The sequence below is a fragment of the Mitsuokella apri genome (genome assembly GCF_051886055.1).
In the GTDB taxonomy this organism is placed as follows: Bacteria; Bacillota; Negativicutes; order Selenomonadales; family Selenomonadaceae; genus Mitsuokella.
Genome location: NZ_JBJEXT010000012.1, coordinates 1 through 14,652, shown reverse-complemented (window position 1 = coordinate 14,652; position 14,652 = coordinate 1). Strand labels below are relative to the sequence as shown.

12 protein-coding genes are annotated in these 14,652 nt (G+C 52.2%); 2 read left to right on the top strand and 10 right to left on the bottom strand.

The window, feature by feature from the left end; genetic code table 11:
* Positions 1–1,126, bottom strand: a 1,126-nt coding sequence (locus ACI4OH_RS01555; RefSeq protein ID WP_439784015.1) for a restriction endonuclease subunit S, incomplete at its 3' end; no start/stop codon positions are given.
* Between the two features lie 25 nt (positions 1,127–1,151).
* A complete protein-coding gene (locus tag ACI4OH_RS01550) occupies positions 1,152–2,654 on the bottom strand; it encodes a class I SAM-dependent DNA methyltransferase (protein ID WP_439784014.1) in 1,503 nt (500 codons plus the stop codon).
* Between the two features lie 272 nt (positions 2,655–2,926).
* Here ACI4OH_RS01550 and ACI4OH_RS01545 point away from each other — a divergent pair, with 272 nt between their 5' ends.
* The gene (locus ACI4OH_RS01545) at positions 2,927–3,118 is read left to right on the top strand and encodes an AbrB family transcriptional regulator (RefSeq protein ID WP_432647057.1); all 192 of its coding nucleotides are present in this window, start codon (positions 2,927–2,929) and stop codon (positions 3,116–3,118) included.
* A gap of 154 nt (positions 3,119–3,272) precedes the next feature.
* On the opposite strand, the gene ACI4OH_RS01540 is transcribed toward ACI4OH_RS01545, so the two are convergent.
* From ACI4OH_RS01540 to thrC, 8 genes are all read right to left on the bottom strand, one after another.
* Positions 3,273–3,473 (bottom strand): hypothetical protein, encoded by a 201-nt coding sequence (locus tag ACI4OH_RS01540; RefSeq protein WP_432647058.1) that lies wholly within the window; start codon positions 3,471–3,473, stop codon positions 3,273–3,275.
* A 46-nt stretch (positions 3,474–3,519) separates the two neighbouring features.
* Positions 3,520–3,969 (bottom strand): GNAT family N-acetyltransferase, encoded by a 450-nt coding sequence (locus ACI4OH_RS01535; RefSeq protein ID WP_432647059.1) that lies wholly within the window; start codon positions 3,967–3,969, stop codon positions 3,520–3,522.
* Positions 3,970–4,120: 151 nt separating this feature from the next.
* Positions 4,121–4,756 (bottom strand): alpha/beta hydrolase, encoded by a 636-nt coding sequence (locus tag ACI4OH_RS01530; RefSeq protein ID WP_439784013.1) that lies wholly within the window; start codon positions 4,754–4,756, stop codon positions 4,121–4,123.
* A 99-nt stretch (positions 4,757–4,855) separates the two neighbouring features.
* Positions 4,856–5,887: an aspartate-semialdehyde dehydrogenase gene (locus ACI4OH_RS01525; protein WP_432647072.1), complete on the bottom strand. Its 1,032-nt coding sequence runs from the start codon at positions 5,885–5,887 to the stop codon at positions 4,856–4,858.
* Between the two features lie 70 nt (positions 5,888–5,957).
* Positions 5,958–6,749 (bottom strand): 4-hydroxy-tetrahydrodipicolinate reductase, encoded by a 792-nt coding sequence (gene dapB, locus ACI4OH_RS01520; protein WP_432647061.1) that lies wholly within the window; start codon positions 6,747–6,749, stop codon positions 5,958–5,960.
* Positions 6,750–6,867: 118 nt separating this feature from the next.
* Positions 6,868–8,931, bottom strand: a complete 2,064-nt coding sequence (recG, locus tag ACI4OH_RS01515) for an ATP-dependent DNA helicase RecG (RefSeq protein ID WP_439784012.1) — start codon at positions 8,929–8,931, stop codon at positions 6,868–6,870.
* A 125-nt stretch (positions 8,932–9,056) separates the two neighbouring features.
* A complete protein-coding gene (gene pckA, locus ACI4OH_RS01510; protein ID WP_432647063.1) occupies positions 9,057–10,706 on the bottom strand; it encodes a phosphoenolpyruvate carboxykinase (ATP) in 1,650 nt (549 codons plus the stop codon).
* Between the two features lie 334 nt (positions 10,707–11,040).
* Positions 11,041–12,537 carry a threonine synthase gene (thrC, locus tag ACI4OH_RS01505; RefSeq protein ID WP_439784011.1) on the bottom strand — a complete coding sequence of 499 codons (1,497 nt, stop codon included), beginning with the start codon at positions 12,535–12,537 and terminating at the stop codon, positions 11,041–11,043.
* Between the two features lie 248 nt (positions 12,538–12,785).
* Here thrC and nadE point away from each other — a divergent pair.
* Positions 12,786–14,652 (top strand): NAD(+) synthase (gene nadE, locus ACI4OH_RS01500; protein ID WP_439784010.1); only part of this gene is annotated, 1,867 nt, incomplete at its 3' end.

The following is a 14,652-nucleotide window of genomic DNA, read 5'->3' as shown; positions in this document are numbered from 1 at the left end:
AATTGAACAGAGTCTGCGTTTCATCCAGTGACTTCTGGATGGCAGATTTTGATTTGTTTATCTGATTGAAAAAAACTTTGAATTTCATTTGACAATCCAACGGCGGAACAGGACAAGAGAATCCCTCTACTTGTTTTTTATTAACCTTAGGTAAATTAGTTCTATTAGAAAAAGTAAGTATATAATCCAAAAAGATTGAACTACGCATTACATATGTTAAAAATTCTCGTGTACACTCCTTTTCATTAACGAGAATAGGATATGCATCTGCCGAGCAAACTCCTTCAAAGTTAGGCATGGCTACTTTATTAAGGTTTGGTCGTATTTTACTGTAGATTATATGCTTCGGTGAAAATAAGTATTTCCCACTTATAACACCATCTTCCTTGACTGTTCGATATCCGAACAATCGACCAGTATCTTTTTCTATACTATCAATTCCTATATGTGGCAACGATTCATACCCTTTAAAATCACGTATCATTCGTGTATCTATTCTAGCTATATCATTAAATGACCTAATTGGCCATCCCTTGGGATTGATATGTAAATCTCCAAACAATTCGCTAAATCGGGCTTTTATAAGATCATCTAGTTTTAATAATTCTTGCTTTCTACTAAGTATAATCCCAGAAATTTTATCTAGAATCCCTTCTCTTTGTAATTGTAGTTCTATTCTCGGAATATCTATTTCAATCTCTTCGAGCGTACTTTTTCGTACAGATGGAACAGTTGTAGATTTTGCATATTCTTGGATTTTTATATGTTTCATATAATAAAAGAAATACTTGATTCTAAGCACTTCCTTATTAGGTGCAATTCCCATTGCATTATTATCAATTAGACAATCACAGCTAGTTAGAGATCGTCTATTTAACTTTACTGCCTCGCCAATTTTGGCAAATACTACTACATCTTTGGGAATTATTGTTCCCCGGATTTCTTTTGCATCATGATACGAAATATAATTGTTACACAAGGACAATCTTACATTCCCTGCTATAACATTATTTGCAATATCACCCACCTTATAAAAAGGCAACTCACCTTTATTTTTTCCCTGATATACAATCGGGAATCCAGTTCCTGAATAGAATGTACAAACTTCACCAAGCTTTCTTTTCATCGTTTATCCACCTACAAATCTGAAGTTACTTCTTCAACAACTCTTCCAGCTCGTCCATTTCCTTCTGTATCTGCTTTTCAAGGTCACGCAGATTAGCCATGATCTCTTCGGTCGGCGGGTAGTCGACCGGCACGTACTCGATCTTCTTGTATTTGTTGATACTGAGGTCGTAGTCGTTGTCGGCGATTTCCTGTTTTGGTACGAGGAAGGACTGGTCCGTGCGTTCCCGACTTTCTTCGCCATCGAGGTGATGGAAACGTTCGATGATGTCGGGAATGTCATTTTCGTCAACGGGACTGCGTTTATCGTCGAGACTGAAACCATCGGCCTTCATATCGTAGAACCAGACCTTATCTGTACCGCCCTGACCCGTCTTTGTGAAAATCAGAATACCGGTTGACACACCGGCATATGGCTTGAACACACCCGAGGGCATGGAAATGACCGCTTCGAGGCGATTGTCCTCAATCAGCGTCTTGCGGATGGCCTTATGGGCTTTAGATGAGCCAAAGAGCACGCCATCCGGGACAATGCAGGCACAGCGGCCGCCCACGCGCAGCATGCGCAGGAAAAGCGCGAGAAAAAGGAGTTCTGTCTTTTTCGTCTTGCAGACTTTCAGCAAGTCAGCCGAGACAATATCATAGTCAAGGCTGCCCTTGAACGGTGGATTGGCTAAAATCAGGGAATAAAAATCTTTATCCGGATTTTGGTCGGACAGACTGTCGCGATATTCGATGGTCGGATTCTCAACGCCATGGGCCATCATGTTCATGGCACCAATGCGCAGCATGGTACGGTCCATATCGTAGCCATGGAACATTTTGTTCATATAATGCTCTTTATTCGCCTTGTTGAAAAAGACCTCTTCTTTGCGATTCTTCTTTAAAAAGTCGCTGGCCGCAACCAGAAACCCCGATGTGCCGCAGGCAGGATCGCAGATAATGTCGTTGGCCTTCGGCTCCATAAGGTCGACCATCATCGTGATGATGTGACGCGGCGTGCGGAACTGACCGTTGACGCCAGCCGTAGCCAACTTGGAAAGCAGATACTCGTAAACATCGCCGCGAACATCGGTATTTTTGAGCTGAGCCATTTGTTCGTAAATGCCATCCATGGCCGTGACAATCTTATCGAGCATCAAAGGCGTCGGAATCTTGAAGATGGCATCGGCCATGTACTTCGAATAGGCACTTTCCTTATCGCCGTGAAGTTCCTTGATAAACGGAAAGACGAATTCCTGCATTGTGCTGTACATGCGTGCTGCCGGAAAGTCATGGAAGGTGCTCCATTTAAGCTGTTCACCGGCTATCATGCGCTCGCCGATTTTGATATCGCCGGCAAAAATGCTTTTATAAGGAAGGCCCAGCATGACCGCGCTTTTCGCGCGCGTATTGTCGACTTCATCAAGGTCATGAATGAACATCAGATACGTCATCTGCTCAATGACTTCCAAAGGATTCGTCAGACCGCCCGTCCAAAAAATCTCCCAGAGACTGTCAATCTTACTTTTCAACTCACCAGTTACCATATTGTCATATACCCCGTTCTTCGTTTCTTTTTCATATTTTAATTTTATTCGTGACAAGTCAGCCAAAATCCTGCCCCGACACAGCACAAAAACGCCCCTGCCGACTGCAGGAGCGTAAAAAACGTCTGCCATGGTGGACGACATGCCTGTTAAAAGTCGTGATTTTTAAGACAATGCAACAGTATTCTCTTTGTTTTCATACTGCAAATATCGCTCTTGTGATATAGTAAAAGGAGAGAAATCCATGCTTTTCATAATAAGGAGGTCTTATCATGGATAAAATGACTGTAAAGATTCCGGATACCTCCATTACAGAGCACGGCTCTGTTCGAACGGTCAATTCGGCTGTTTATGCCATGCAGATGCTTCGGACCGAAATGGCAGGCGAAGGTGAAAAAACAGGGCTTGTGTCTGAAGATGACGTCAATGCTGCCGTAAAGGATATCCGCAGTGAGAGCGAATGATCGTGCATGTATCACATCTTTTGCATCAATTCTAACGCACGCGTGCGTTAGAATAAATACACTTCAACGCACGCGTGCGTTAAAGATATATAAGCGCGTGTTAAAAACGCCCCTGCTGACTGCAGGGGCATTTCTCATATCCAAAAGTCATTTGTCATTTAAAGAGATCCCAGAGACTGAACGTCGTCTTCTTGTAGATCTTATTCTTGACGGCACGCTCAGGGTCTTTCAGCAGGCCCATGCCCTTTTTACCGTAGCCTGGAATCAATGCACGTTTGACGGCCCTCTTGGCTGCGCCCGTGGTTCTGGCGTTCAAAGATTTTTTCAGACTTGGCGTTCTCATACCGATTTTCATAACGATTCCTCCAATCTTCACATCCTAGCCAAATTCCAGTTGCATTTTAGGATTTTTTCATATAGAGCAAGGGATACGGCTGCCCCTGCTCGTCAAGCTCCGTGCGCTTGTAGACTTTAAAGCCCATATGCTCATAGAAGCCCCTGGCCTTGGGATTTTGCTCGTTGACGGCCAGTTTATTGACGCCGAAATGTTCGATGTCGTACCGCAACAGTGATTTGCCGATGCCCTGTCCCCTGCATTCTCTTGCAATAAAGAGCATCTCAAGAGACTGACCCGCGATGCCCATAAAACCCACGGGCTCCCCCTTGTCATTTTCGGCAATGACTAAAACAGGCACGCCCTTCAGGGCCTGCGGCACGTATTCTTTGATTTTTGCAATCTCTGCGTCGGACAGAAAGAAATGCGTGGCCTCGACCGACCCCTGCCAGATCATCAGCAGTTTTTCGGTCAGTGCCGGCATACGATCCTGCGGATCTATGATTTTCAGGTTCATGACATATGATACCTCTTTCTCGTCTCTTTTCTATCTTTTGTATTCGCGATATCGCAGCAAAATCCTGCCTCAAAAGCAGAACTTATGTCCGAAGAGGATGTCAATGCAGCCGTAAAGAATATCCGCAGTGAAGGCGAATGACCATGCTTTTTTAAATAATATCGGTATGCTGCAGAACCCAGGCGAAGGCCTTGGCCGTCCGCAGCTCGGGGTCTCTGAAGTGATTGCCCGGATTCATTTCAAGCGTGCTCTTTAAAGGCTGCATCTGCAGCTGGGCGTAAATGCCGCGGAGTTTGTCTTCTACCGTGGCCATGACGGGGCTGCGCGATTTGTGCTCCTTGTCGCCGAGGCTCAAATAGACGGCAGAGGTCTTCATGGCGTGTTTCTGCACGTATTCGTAAAAATCGGGGAACCATGCGGACGGCGAGGCTGCGGCGATGCCTGCAAAAACGTCGGTCTGCATCGCGGCCCAGAGCGCAAAGAGGCCCGCAAGCGAGTAGCCGCCAAGATAGTACGTTTTCCCTGCCTCGCCCGTGTATTTCAGGATTTCCTTTAAGGTGTCTCTGGCCCCGTCGCCGAAATTTTCCCTGCCGAAGACGGCTGGGGCCGGCCACGGCGACAAGTCCTTGTTCCACGAGTCAACTTTTATGGCAAGCAAATAAAAGTCAAGGCCCGTCATTTCGCGAATCAGGGCGATTTCCTGCTCGATGCCCGCTAAATCATGGTCATCGACCATCTGGATGAGGATCCTTTCTGCCTCGGGATTCCCGTATTTGTATAGTTTCATTTCGATAAAACCTTCCTATTTCTTCTTTCTTCCTTATAAAATTTTCTGCACACCAAAAAAGCTGCCCGAAGGCAGCTCTTTTTATGGCAAAGGATGCAGTCAGATCATGTCGTTTTTGATCATGTATTCGGCGATCTGCAGGGCGTTAAGGGCAGCGCCTTTGCGGATCTGGTCGCCGCAGACCCAGAAGTTCAGGCCGTGCTCGATGGATTCATCCTTGCGGATGCGGCCGACTTCGACGTCGTTCTTGCCGGACGTGAAGAGCGGCATCGGGTAGATCTGCTCGGCCGGATTGTCGCGGACGATGGCGCCTGGGAAGGCATCGATGGCCTTGCGGGCGGCTTCAACGCTGACTTCATCCTCGAACTCGACGTTGACAGACTCGGCATGGCTGCGGTAAACCGGTACGCGGACCGTCGTGGCCGTGATGCGCAGGCTGTCGTCTTCGAGAATCTTCTTCGTCTCGTTGACCATCTTCATTTCCTCTTTCGTGTAGAGGTTGTCGTAGAAGACGTCGATCTGCGGAATCAGGTTGAAGGCAATCTGATAGTGTTTCGGGAACTTCGCGCCCGGCAGGATGTTGGCCTTGACTTCGCGGCCTGCAACGATGTCGTTGACCTGCTGCTCAAGTTCGGCCATGGCCTCCTTGCCGCCGCCCGAGACAGCCTGATACGTGGAAACAACGATGCGCTTGATCTTCGAGAGGTCGTAGAGAGGCTTCAGGGCCATCATCATGATGATGGTCGAGCAGTTCGGGTTGGCGATGATGCCTTTATGGCGGGCAATGGCCTGCGGGTTGACCTCAGGAACGACGAGAGGAACCTCAGGGTCCATGCGGAAGGCACTCGAGTTATCGATGACGACGGCGCCAGCCTTTACGGCAGCCGGTGCAAACTGTTTGCTTGCAGCACCGCCGGCGAACAGAGCGATTTCGACATCCTTGAAGGAATCGTCCGTCGTCTCCTCAACCGTGTACTCTTTGCCCATGAACTGGATTTTCTTGCCAGCGCTGCGCTTCGAAGCGAGCATTTTGAGGTTGGCGAAAGGGAAATTGCGCTCCTCAATGAGGTTGAGGAATTCCTGACCGACGGCGCCCGTTGCGCCAAGGATTGCTACATTGTACTTCTTCATTGCCATCGTTCCTTTCTGCGATGTGTTTGGCTTTATAAATAAGATAGAAATGAAAAACGAGATGGGAAAATCAGTCGAGCAGTTTGTCGAGGCCGACCGTCAGGCCCTTCAAAGAACGGACCTTCTTGGCCGCGAGCACGACACCCGGCATGAAGGATTCGCGGTTCATCGAGTCATGGCGGATGGTCAGCGTCTGGCCGAGGCCGCCGAAAATGACTTCCTGATGGGCGACATAGCCCGGCAGGCGCACACTGTGGATGTGCATGCCCTCGTAGTCGGCACCGCGCGCGCCCTTGAGTTTCTCGAACTCGTCGGGGTTGCCCTGCTTGTGCTCCTTGCGGACTTCTGCAATCATCGCAGCCGTCTGGATGGCCGTGCCCGAAGGGGCGTCGAGCTTCTTGTCGTGATGGAGCTCGATGATTTCGACGTCCGGCATGTATTTTGCAGCCTGACGCGACATGACCATGAGCAGCACGGCGCCGATGGCGAAGTTCGGTGCGATAAAAGCCGGCGTGTTGTTTTCCTCAGCAGCTTTGGCAATTTCTGCCTTCTGCTCATCGGAAAGGCCCGTTGTGCCGACGACCGGCGACGTGCCGTGTTTGAGTGCCGTCATGACATTGCCAAAGACAACGTCCGGACGCGTGAAGTCAACCATGACTTCCGGTTTCTTGCGGTCGAGCAGGGCTGCAAGGTCCGTCTCCACGAGGATGCCGTTTGCCGGCAGGCCGACGAGCGAGCCCGTGTCCGCACCGCCCTTGATATCCACTGCACCGACGAGCTCAAGGCCCTCAGCTTCCTGTACCGCCTTTAAGACTGCCTGCCCCATGCGGCCGCAGGCACCATTTACGATTACCGTAGTCAAAAATATGCGCCTCCTGTAAGCGTCAAAAGATATTGCTATTGTATAGCATGTCCGCCATTCGTGTCAAGTGGTCCACTTCAAAAAGACGAAATTCCTTAAAAAGGAACCATTTTCTACCTCAGGTTTCCATGATATGAGCGAATTTTTCCTTGTACTGCAGCATGAGAGCGGGCCTTATAAAGTCGAGGTCGCCCTTGCTCCTGAGCGTCGCTTCGGCTGCCTTGTGCGCGGCAAGCAGGATATCGATATCCTCGGGCACGCGCGCGATCTTGAGGTCGGGCAGGCCGTGCTGCAGGGAGCCGAAGAACTGGCCCGGGCCGCGCAGCCTGAGATCCTCTTCGGCGAGTTTAAAGCCGTCATTCGTCTCCGCCATGATTTTGAGGCGTTCGCGGGCATTTTCCGTCTTGCCCTCGGATACGAGGATGCAGTACGAAGCGTATGGCCCGCGCCCGATGCGGCCGCGCAGCTGATGGAGCTGAGCAAGGCCGAAGCGTTCGGCGTGCTCGATGACCATGATGCTCGCGTTCGGCACGTTGACGCCGACCTCGATGACCGTTGTCGAGACGAGCAGCTTGATTTTGTTCTCGTAGAATTCCTGCATGACGCGCTCTTTTTCAGCGGCCGGCAGCCTGCCATGCACGAGGCCGCACGGAATGCCGCGGAAAATGCCCCAGCGCAGTTCATCATAGACCTCTTCGGCCGAGGGCAGGTCGCTTTCCTCGTTCATCTCGATGAGCGGACAGACGACGTAGGCCTGACGGCCCGCTTCAATCTGACTGCGCACGTAGTTGTAGATGAGTTCGCGCCGGTCGGGACGCCGCACGAAGGTGCGGATGGGCTGACGGCCCGGCGGCTGCTGCTTGATAAGCGAGACGTCGAGGTCGCCGTAAACCGTCAAAGTCATCGTGCGCGGAATCGGCGTCGCCGTCATGACGAGCACGTCAGGAACATGACATCCCTTTTTCTCGAGCTCGGCGCGCTGCGCGATGCCGAAGCGGTGCTGCTCGTCCGTGATGACGAGGCCGAGGCGTGCAAAATGCACGTCCTTCTGGATGAGTGCATGCGTGCCGATGACGATATCGACTTCGTGCGCGGCGATGGCCTCATACATCTCGCGGCGCTGTTTCGGCGTCAGATGGCCCGAAAGAAAGCCGACGCGGGTGCCAAACGGCGTGAGCTTGGCCGAAAGATTTTCGTAATGCTGCGAGGCAAGGATTTCCGTTGGGGCCATCATGGCACCCTGCCAGCCGTTTTCGACGGCCTTGACGAGCGCGAGCATCGCGATGACCGTCTTGCCCGAGCCGACGTCGCCCTGCACGAGGCGGCGCATTGTCACGGGCCGCTCCATATCGCGGCAGATTTCCTGCCAGGTCTGCTGTTGGTCATGGGTCAGCGTGAAAGGAAGACTCTTATAGACCTTCTGCACGAGCTCTCCGTTTGGCTGAAAGCGGATGCCAAGGCTCGTCTCCTGCGACTGCTTTTTGATGAGCAGCAGACCGCACTGGATGAGGTAGAGCTCCGAGAAGGCCAGACGATAGCGGGCTTTCTTGAGCTCTTCACCGTTTTCGGGAAAATGCACGGCCTGCAGGGCTTCCCTGCGTCCCAGCAGGTGATAAGCCCTACAGATGCTCTCGGGAATCAGCTCCGGCAGTTCAAGGTCTTCTTTCAGCACTTCCTGCAGAAGAGTGCGGAAGAATTTCTGGTTGAGCCTTTCATTTGCCGGATAGACGGGCAGGATGCCGCAGAGCCCTTCAGGCTGCTCTCCCTTGTCGAGCACCTGAAAGTAATGCAGCTGGCTCATGGCGAACGCGCCCTGCCCGCCGTAGGCGTATGTCGGCTTGCCGCTGACAAAGACGCGCCGGCCGATTTTGAGCTTATTCTTGAGGTACTTTTGGTTAAACCATGTGACCTGCAGCATGCCCGTGCCGTCGTTTAGGAAGGCCGTGAGAATCGAAAGGCCGCGTCTGCCCGACTGTTCGTGCAGATTGACGATTGTTCCGGAGACCGTCGCGATTTCGCCCGCGTGCAGGTCGGCAATGCGCGTCAGGACGCTCTGGTCCTCGTAGGTGCGCGGGAAATACGTCAGAAGGTCATAGACCGTCGCAATGCCGAGCTTATTGAGCTCCGCTTTTTTCTTGGGCCCTACCCCCTTGATATACTGCACCGAATCCGTGAGCTTCATCGCTTTTTCTTCCCCTTTTCTTCCTAATTATATATCCATTGTACCACAGCAGCCCTTTTCCGGGTACAAAAAAGAGCCCCCGCAGGGACTCTTCTTTTTTATTTATGATGCGTTTGGCAAACGAATCAAAGCTGCGGGCCAGCTGCAACGAGGCCTTTGCCGATTTCCGTGTTGGCATACTTCTTAGCGAAGTTGTCGATGAACATCTGAGCGAGTTTCTTAGCTCTCGTATCCCACTCGGACTCGTCTTTGTAATCCCACTTGGATTTGGACGGATCTTTATACGTGTCTTTCGGATCGAGGACTTCCGTAGCAACGCCTTCGAGCTTCGTCGGGATCTCGAGACCGAAGTACGGGATCTTCTTCGTCGGAGCTTCGTTGATAGCACCGCTGTGGATAGCATCGATGATACCACGCGTATCTTTGATGGAGATACGTTTGCCGTAGCCGTTCCAGCCCGTGTTGACGAGGTATGCTTTCGTGCCGTTAGCCTTAACGCGCTTTACGAGCTCATGAGCATATTTCGTCGGCGGCAGTTCGAGGAATGCCTGACCGAAGCAAGCGGAGAACGTCGGAGTCGGCTCCGTGATGCCGCGCTCCGTACCAGCCAGCTTGGACGTGAAGCCGGAGAGGAAGTAGTACTGCATCTGTTCCGGAGTCAGGATGGAAACCGGCGGCAGAACACCGAAAGCATCAGCTGCGAGGAAGATGACGCTCTTAGCAGCCGGAGCAGCGCTGCGGTCGTTTACGAAACCTTTGACCGTGCTCTTGATGTGGTCGATCGGATAGGATACACGCGTATTCTCCGTGATGGACTTATCCGAGAAGTCGATCTTGCCGTTCTCATCGAGGACAACGTTCTCGAGCAGGGCGTTGCGTTTGATGGCACCGAAGATATCCGGCTCGGACTCAGGATCGAGGTTGATGACCTTTGCGTAGCAGCCGCCTTCGAAGTTGAAGATACCATCGTCATCCCAGCCGTGCTCATCATCGCCGATCAGCAGGCGTTTCGGATCCGTCGACAGCGTCGTCTTGCCCGTGCCGGAGAGGCCGAAGAAGATTGCCGTGTTCTTGCCCTGCTTATCCGTGTTGGCAGAGCAGTGCATTGCAGCGATGCCCTTGAGCGGCAGGAAGTAGTTCATCATGGAGAACATGCCCTTCTTCATCTCGCCGCCGTACCAGGTGTTGATGATAACCTGCTGGCGCTCCGTGAGGTTGAAGACAACAGCCGTATCGGAATGCAGGCCGAGCTCTTTGTAGTTCTCAACTTTTGCTTTGGAAGCGTTGAAAACAACGAAGTCCGGTTTGAAGTTTGCTTCTTCTTCCGGGGTCGGTTTGATGAACATGTTGCGTACGAAATGTGCCTGCCAAGCAACTTCAACGATGAAGCGGACAGCCATGCGCGTGTTCTTGTTTGCACCGCAGAAGCCATCGACAACGAAGAGACGCTTGTTGGAGAGCTCTTTCTTAGCGATGTCTTTTACAGCAGCCCAGGCTTCTTTCGTAGCCTTGTGGTTATCGTTGTGGTAAGCTTCGGAATCCCACCAAACCGTGTCATGCGAAGTCTCATCATCAACAATGAATTTATCCTTAGGAGAACGGCCCGTGAAGATACCAGTCTTAACATCAACAGCACCAAGTTCGGAAACCTGGCCTACTTCGTAGCCCGTCAGGCCCTCTTTCGTCTCTTCCTGGAAGAGCGTCTGATAACTCGGGTTGTAGACAATCTCTTTTACGCCCGTGATACCGTACTGACTAAGATCGATGTTTGCCATTTGCATTCAACCTCTTTCATAAATTTTGGTTCTGAAAACCTCTTGGGACATTCACACAAAACTCCCCGCTCCTCACCATAAAGCGTTACAAAAGAAAGGATTTTCTTTTTGCCCTATGGAAATCGCTGTCCATTTTCATGTGATATCCTCAACACAGTTATTATATTAACTTATCCATTCATAAATGTCAAATATTTCTTTGCACATTTTTTAACGTTTTATTTATTGGTATTATTCCCATTTGCTTCCATAAAAATCCATAAAAATAAGAGAAATAACGCCTGAAATTCGCGTCATTTCTCTTATCTGTTTTACCCGGTTTTACCCGATGCAGTTATTCTGTTTTAGAAGAAGCGAAGGCCATGACGGCATCTTCCATCGTCTGCGGTTCGCAGACGCCGTGGTGGCGGATTTCCTTCGTGCGCAGGGAGGCAAGGCCCTCTGGGATCTTGTCTTCGTTGCGCGCCTGCAGCTCGTCAAGAAGCGTGAATTCGTCGATGCCTTCGGTCTTGACGCCGAGGGCCTCGAGGACGCTGCCGTTGAACTTATACGGGCTGGCCGTCGAGACGACGACCATGTGGTGCTCATCCCCCGTTGCCTGCTGGTATTTTTCCGCTACGCTCCAGGCAACGGCCGTGTGCGGGTCAGCGACGTAATGCGTCTTTTCGTAGAGATTTCCGATGCAGTGTTCCGTATCTTCATCTGAGGTCCAGTCAGCCCAGAAGGTCTGCTGGATTTTGGCGAGCAGTTCGCTGCCAACATCGTAGCGGCCTTTTTCGCCAAGTTCCTTCATCCAGCCGGCGACTTTGGCCGTATCACCTGTCATATGATAGAGCAGGCGCTCGAGGTTGCTCGAAATCAGGATATCCATCGACGGCGAAATCGTCTTGAAGAAGTCGCGCTGGCGGTCGTAAATACCCGTGCGCAGGAAATCCGTCAGGACGTTGTTGGCATTTGACGCGCAAATGAGCTTATTTACGGACAGGCCCATGCATTTGGCGTAGAAGCCTGCGAGGATATCGCCGAAATTGCCCGTCGGCACGGTGAAGTTGATTTCCTCGCCGGCCTTGATCGTGCCGGCAGAGAGAAGGTCTGCATAAGCGCTGAAATAATAGACAATCTGCGGCACGAGACGGCCCCAGTTGATGGAGTTGGCCGAAGAAAGGCGGATGCCCTTTTTCGCGAGTTCTTCATTGAAGGCCTTGTCGCCAAAAATCATCTTGACGCCGCCCTGCGCATCGTCGAAGTTGCCCTTGACGGCCGTGACGTTGACGTTTTTGCCTTCCTGCGTGAGCATCTGCAGCTGCTGAATGCGGCTGACACCGCCCTGCGGATAGAAGACCATGATGGAAATCTGCGGCACATCGCGGAAGCCCTCCAGTGCGGCCTTGCCCGTATCGCCGGACGTCGCGACGAGAATGAGGACCTTGTCCTTTTCGCCCGTCTTTTTGAGGGCCGTGCTCATGAGCTGCGGCAGAAGCTGCAGGGCCATATCCTTGAAGGCACTCGTCGGGCCGTGCCAGAGCTCGAGGACGCTCTTGTCCCCGACGGCCTTGACAGGAGCGCGCTTCACCGTGTCAAAGCGGTCGTTGTCGTAAGCACGCGTCACACAGCCCTTGAGCTCATCCTGCGTGTAATCCGTCAGGAACAGGCCAAGGACCTTTTCTGCACGTTCTTCGTAGGAGAGTTTCTGCAGGCCTTCGATAAAAGCCATATCGACTTTGGGCATGGCGTCCGGCACAAAAAGGCCGCCGTCAGCTGCCAGTCCGCGGATGATGGCACGGGCCGAGTCAAGCTTTTCGGCATTTCCTCTGGTGCTGCTGTATTTCAAAACAATCGCCTCTTTCTTTCCATTTATAAATACATCAATCTATGCTAAAATGATAGCGGGCCGCATGAAGCCGAAAATCGCTGCTTCATACAGCTGGACATTAGTCATTATATCATAGAATCCCGCTGAATCCTATAGAAATCTGCAAAATGTCAGCCGGGAAAATACGATTTTGGCAATGTGTTTACATTCTTTAAAGGATGATAAGAGATTCATCTTGTTTTTGTAATATAGAGAGGATGTTGAAGTTGTTGAAAATTGCCATGGCACAGATGGAAGTCATCCCGGGCCATCCGGACCAGAACACCGCCACAATCCTGCGCTTTATCGAAGAAGCCCGCCAGCAAAAAGCCGATGTCGTCATCTTCCCGGAGATGGCCGTCCCCGGATACTTCCTCGGCGATACGTGGGAGCAGCCGGCCTTTCTGCGCGACTGCGAGAGCTACGGCCGCGACATCATCGCCGCTTCCAAGGACATTACGGTCATGTTCGGCAATGTCGCGATTGACTGGCAGAAAAAGAACAACGACGGCCGCGTGCGCAAGTACAATGCCTTTTTCATCGCGCGTGACGGCGAGCTCGTGCAGCCGGACAACATGCCTTATCCGTATACCATCAAGACCTTGATGCCGAATTACCGCGAATTCGACGATACGCGCCATTTCTTCAGCCTGCAGAAGCTTGCGCGCGAGCTCGGCACGACGCCATCGAAGCTCCTTTCCCCTGTCACGCTCAAAATCCGCGATCAGCATTACCGCGTCGGTTGCCTGCTCTGCGAGGACGGCTGGAGCGACGACTACGAGTTTGCGCCGTTTGAACTGCTCGAGGAAAAGGAACAGCTCGACTTCTACGTCAACATCTCGGCTTCGCCTTACACGCTCGGCAAGAACGACAAGCGCAACCGCGTCTTCGGCCGTCAGGCAAAAGAGGCCGGCGTGCCGCTCTTTTACGTCAACTGCATTGGCCTGCAGAACAACGGCAAGACCGTCTATACCTTCGATGGTTCGAGCACGGCCTACAACGAAAACGGCGCTGTCGTCAGGACGCTGCCGGAATACAAGGAAGAACTCGCCATCCTGCCTCTCGCCGAGATGAAGGATATGCCCGCAGAAAAAGGCGCGGCAGAGCCCGATATCGCGCATATCTACCGCGCCCTTCACTACGGCATCGGCCACTTCCTCGCCAATATTCATATGAAGAAAATCGTCATCGGCATCTCGGGCGGCATCGACTCGGCCGTGGCCGCGGCGCTCTACGCCAAGGTCGTGGGGCCCGAGAATCTGCTGCTCGTCAATATGCCGAGTGTCTTCAACTCGGCGACGACGAAAGGACTTTCGCAAAAACTTGCCGACAATCTCGGCTGCCAGTACATGATCGTACCGATTCAGGAATCCGTTGACCACACAATCAAGCAGCTCGAAGAAACACCCATGGTCAATCTCGCGACGGGTCAGGAATCGCATCTTCAGGTATCGTCTTTCGTCGCCGAGAACATTCAGGCGCGCGACCGCAGTGCCCGCGTACTTGCCGGCGCCGCTGCTGCCTTTGGCGGCGGCTTTACCTGCAACGCGAACAAGGCCGAGACGACTGTCGGCTATTCGACGCTCTACGGCGACCAGTCCGGCTTCCTCGCGGCCCTCGCCGACCTCTGGAAATTCCAGGTTTACGCGCTCGCGCATTACCTCAACGATACCGTCTACGGCCGCGAAGTCGTGCCTCAGGGCATCATCGACATCGTGCCGTCCGCGGAGCTCTCGTCGGCGCAGAATGTCGACGAAGGCAAGGGCGACCCGATTAAATACCCGTATCACGACTTTTTGTTCCGCTCCTTTGTCGAGCGCTGGCAGAAAGCAACGCCTGAGGACCTTCTTGAATGGTACGAAGAAGGCACGGTCGAAGAAAACCTCGGCTGTGAAAAAGGCCTCGTCGCGAAGTATTTCCCGACGGCCGAGGACTTCATCAAGGACCTCGAACGCTGGTGGAACCTCTTTACGGGCATGGCCATCGCCAAGCGCATTCAGGCACCGCCGATTCTCGCCGTCAGCCGCCGCGCCTATGGTTTCGACCACCGCGAGGCCCAGAACGGCGCCTACTACACGCGCCATTACCGCGAGC

Bases quoted from the DNA above. Each gene is read 5' to 3' on its own strand.
- ACI4OH_RS01535 (WP_432647059.1), bottom strand. From the start codon at position 3,969: ATGAACCTGAAAATCATAGATCCGCAGGATCGTATGCCGGCACTGACC.
- recG (WP_439784012.1), bottom strand. From the start codon at position 8,931: ATGAAGCTCACGGATTCGGTGCAGTATATCAAGGGGGTAGGGCCCAAG.
- ACI4OH_RS01540 (WP_432647058.1), bottom strand. From the start codon at position 3,473: ATGAAAATCGGTATGAGAACGCCAAGTCTGAAAAAATCTTTGAACGCC.
- ACI4OH_RS01545 (WP_432647057.1), top strand. From the start codon at position 2,927: ATGGATAAAATGACTGTAAAGATTCCGGATACCTCCATTACAGAGCAC.
- pckA (WP_432647063.1), bottom strand. From the start codon at position 10,706: ATGGCAAACATCGATCTTAGTCAGTACGGTATCACGGGCGTAAAAGAG.
- ACI4OH_RS01550 (WP_439784014.1), bottom strand. From the start codon at position 2,654: ATGGTAACTGGTGAGTTGAAAAGTAAGATTGACAGTCTCTGGGAGATT.
- ACI4OH_RS01525 (WP_432647072.1), bottom strand. From the start codon at position 5,887: ATGAAGAAGTACAATGTAGCAATCCTTGGCGCAACGGGCGCCGTCGGT.
- ACI4OH_RS01530 (WP_439784013.1), bottom strand. From the start codon at position 4,756: ATGAAACTATACAAATACGGGAATCCCGAGGCAGAAAGGATCCTCATC.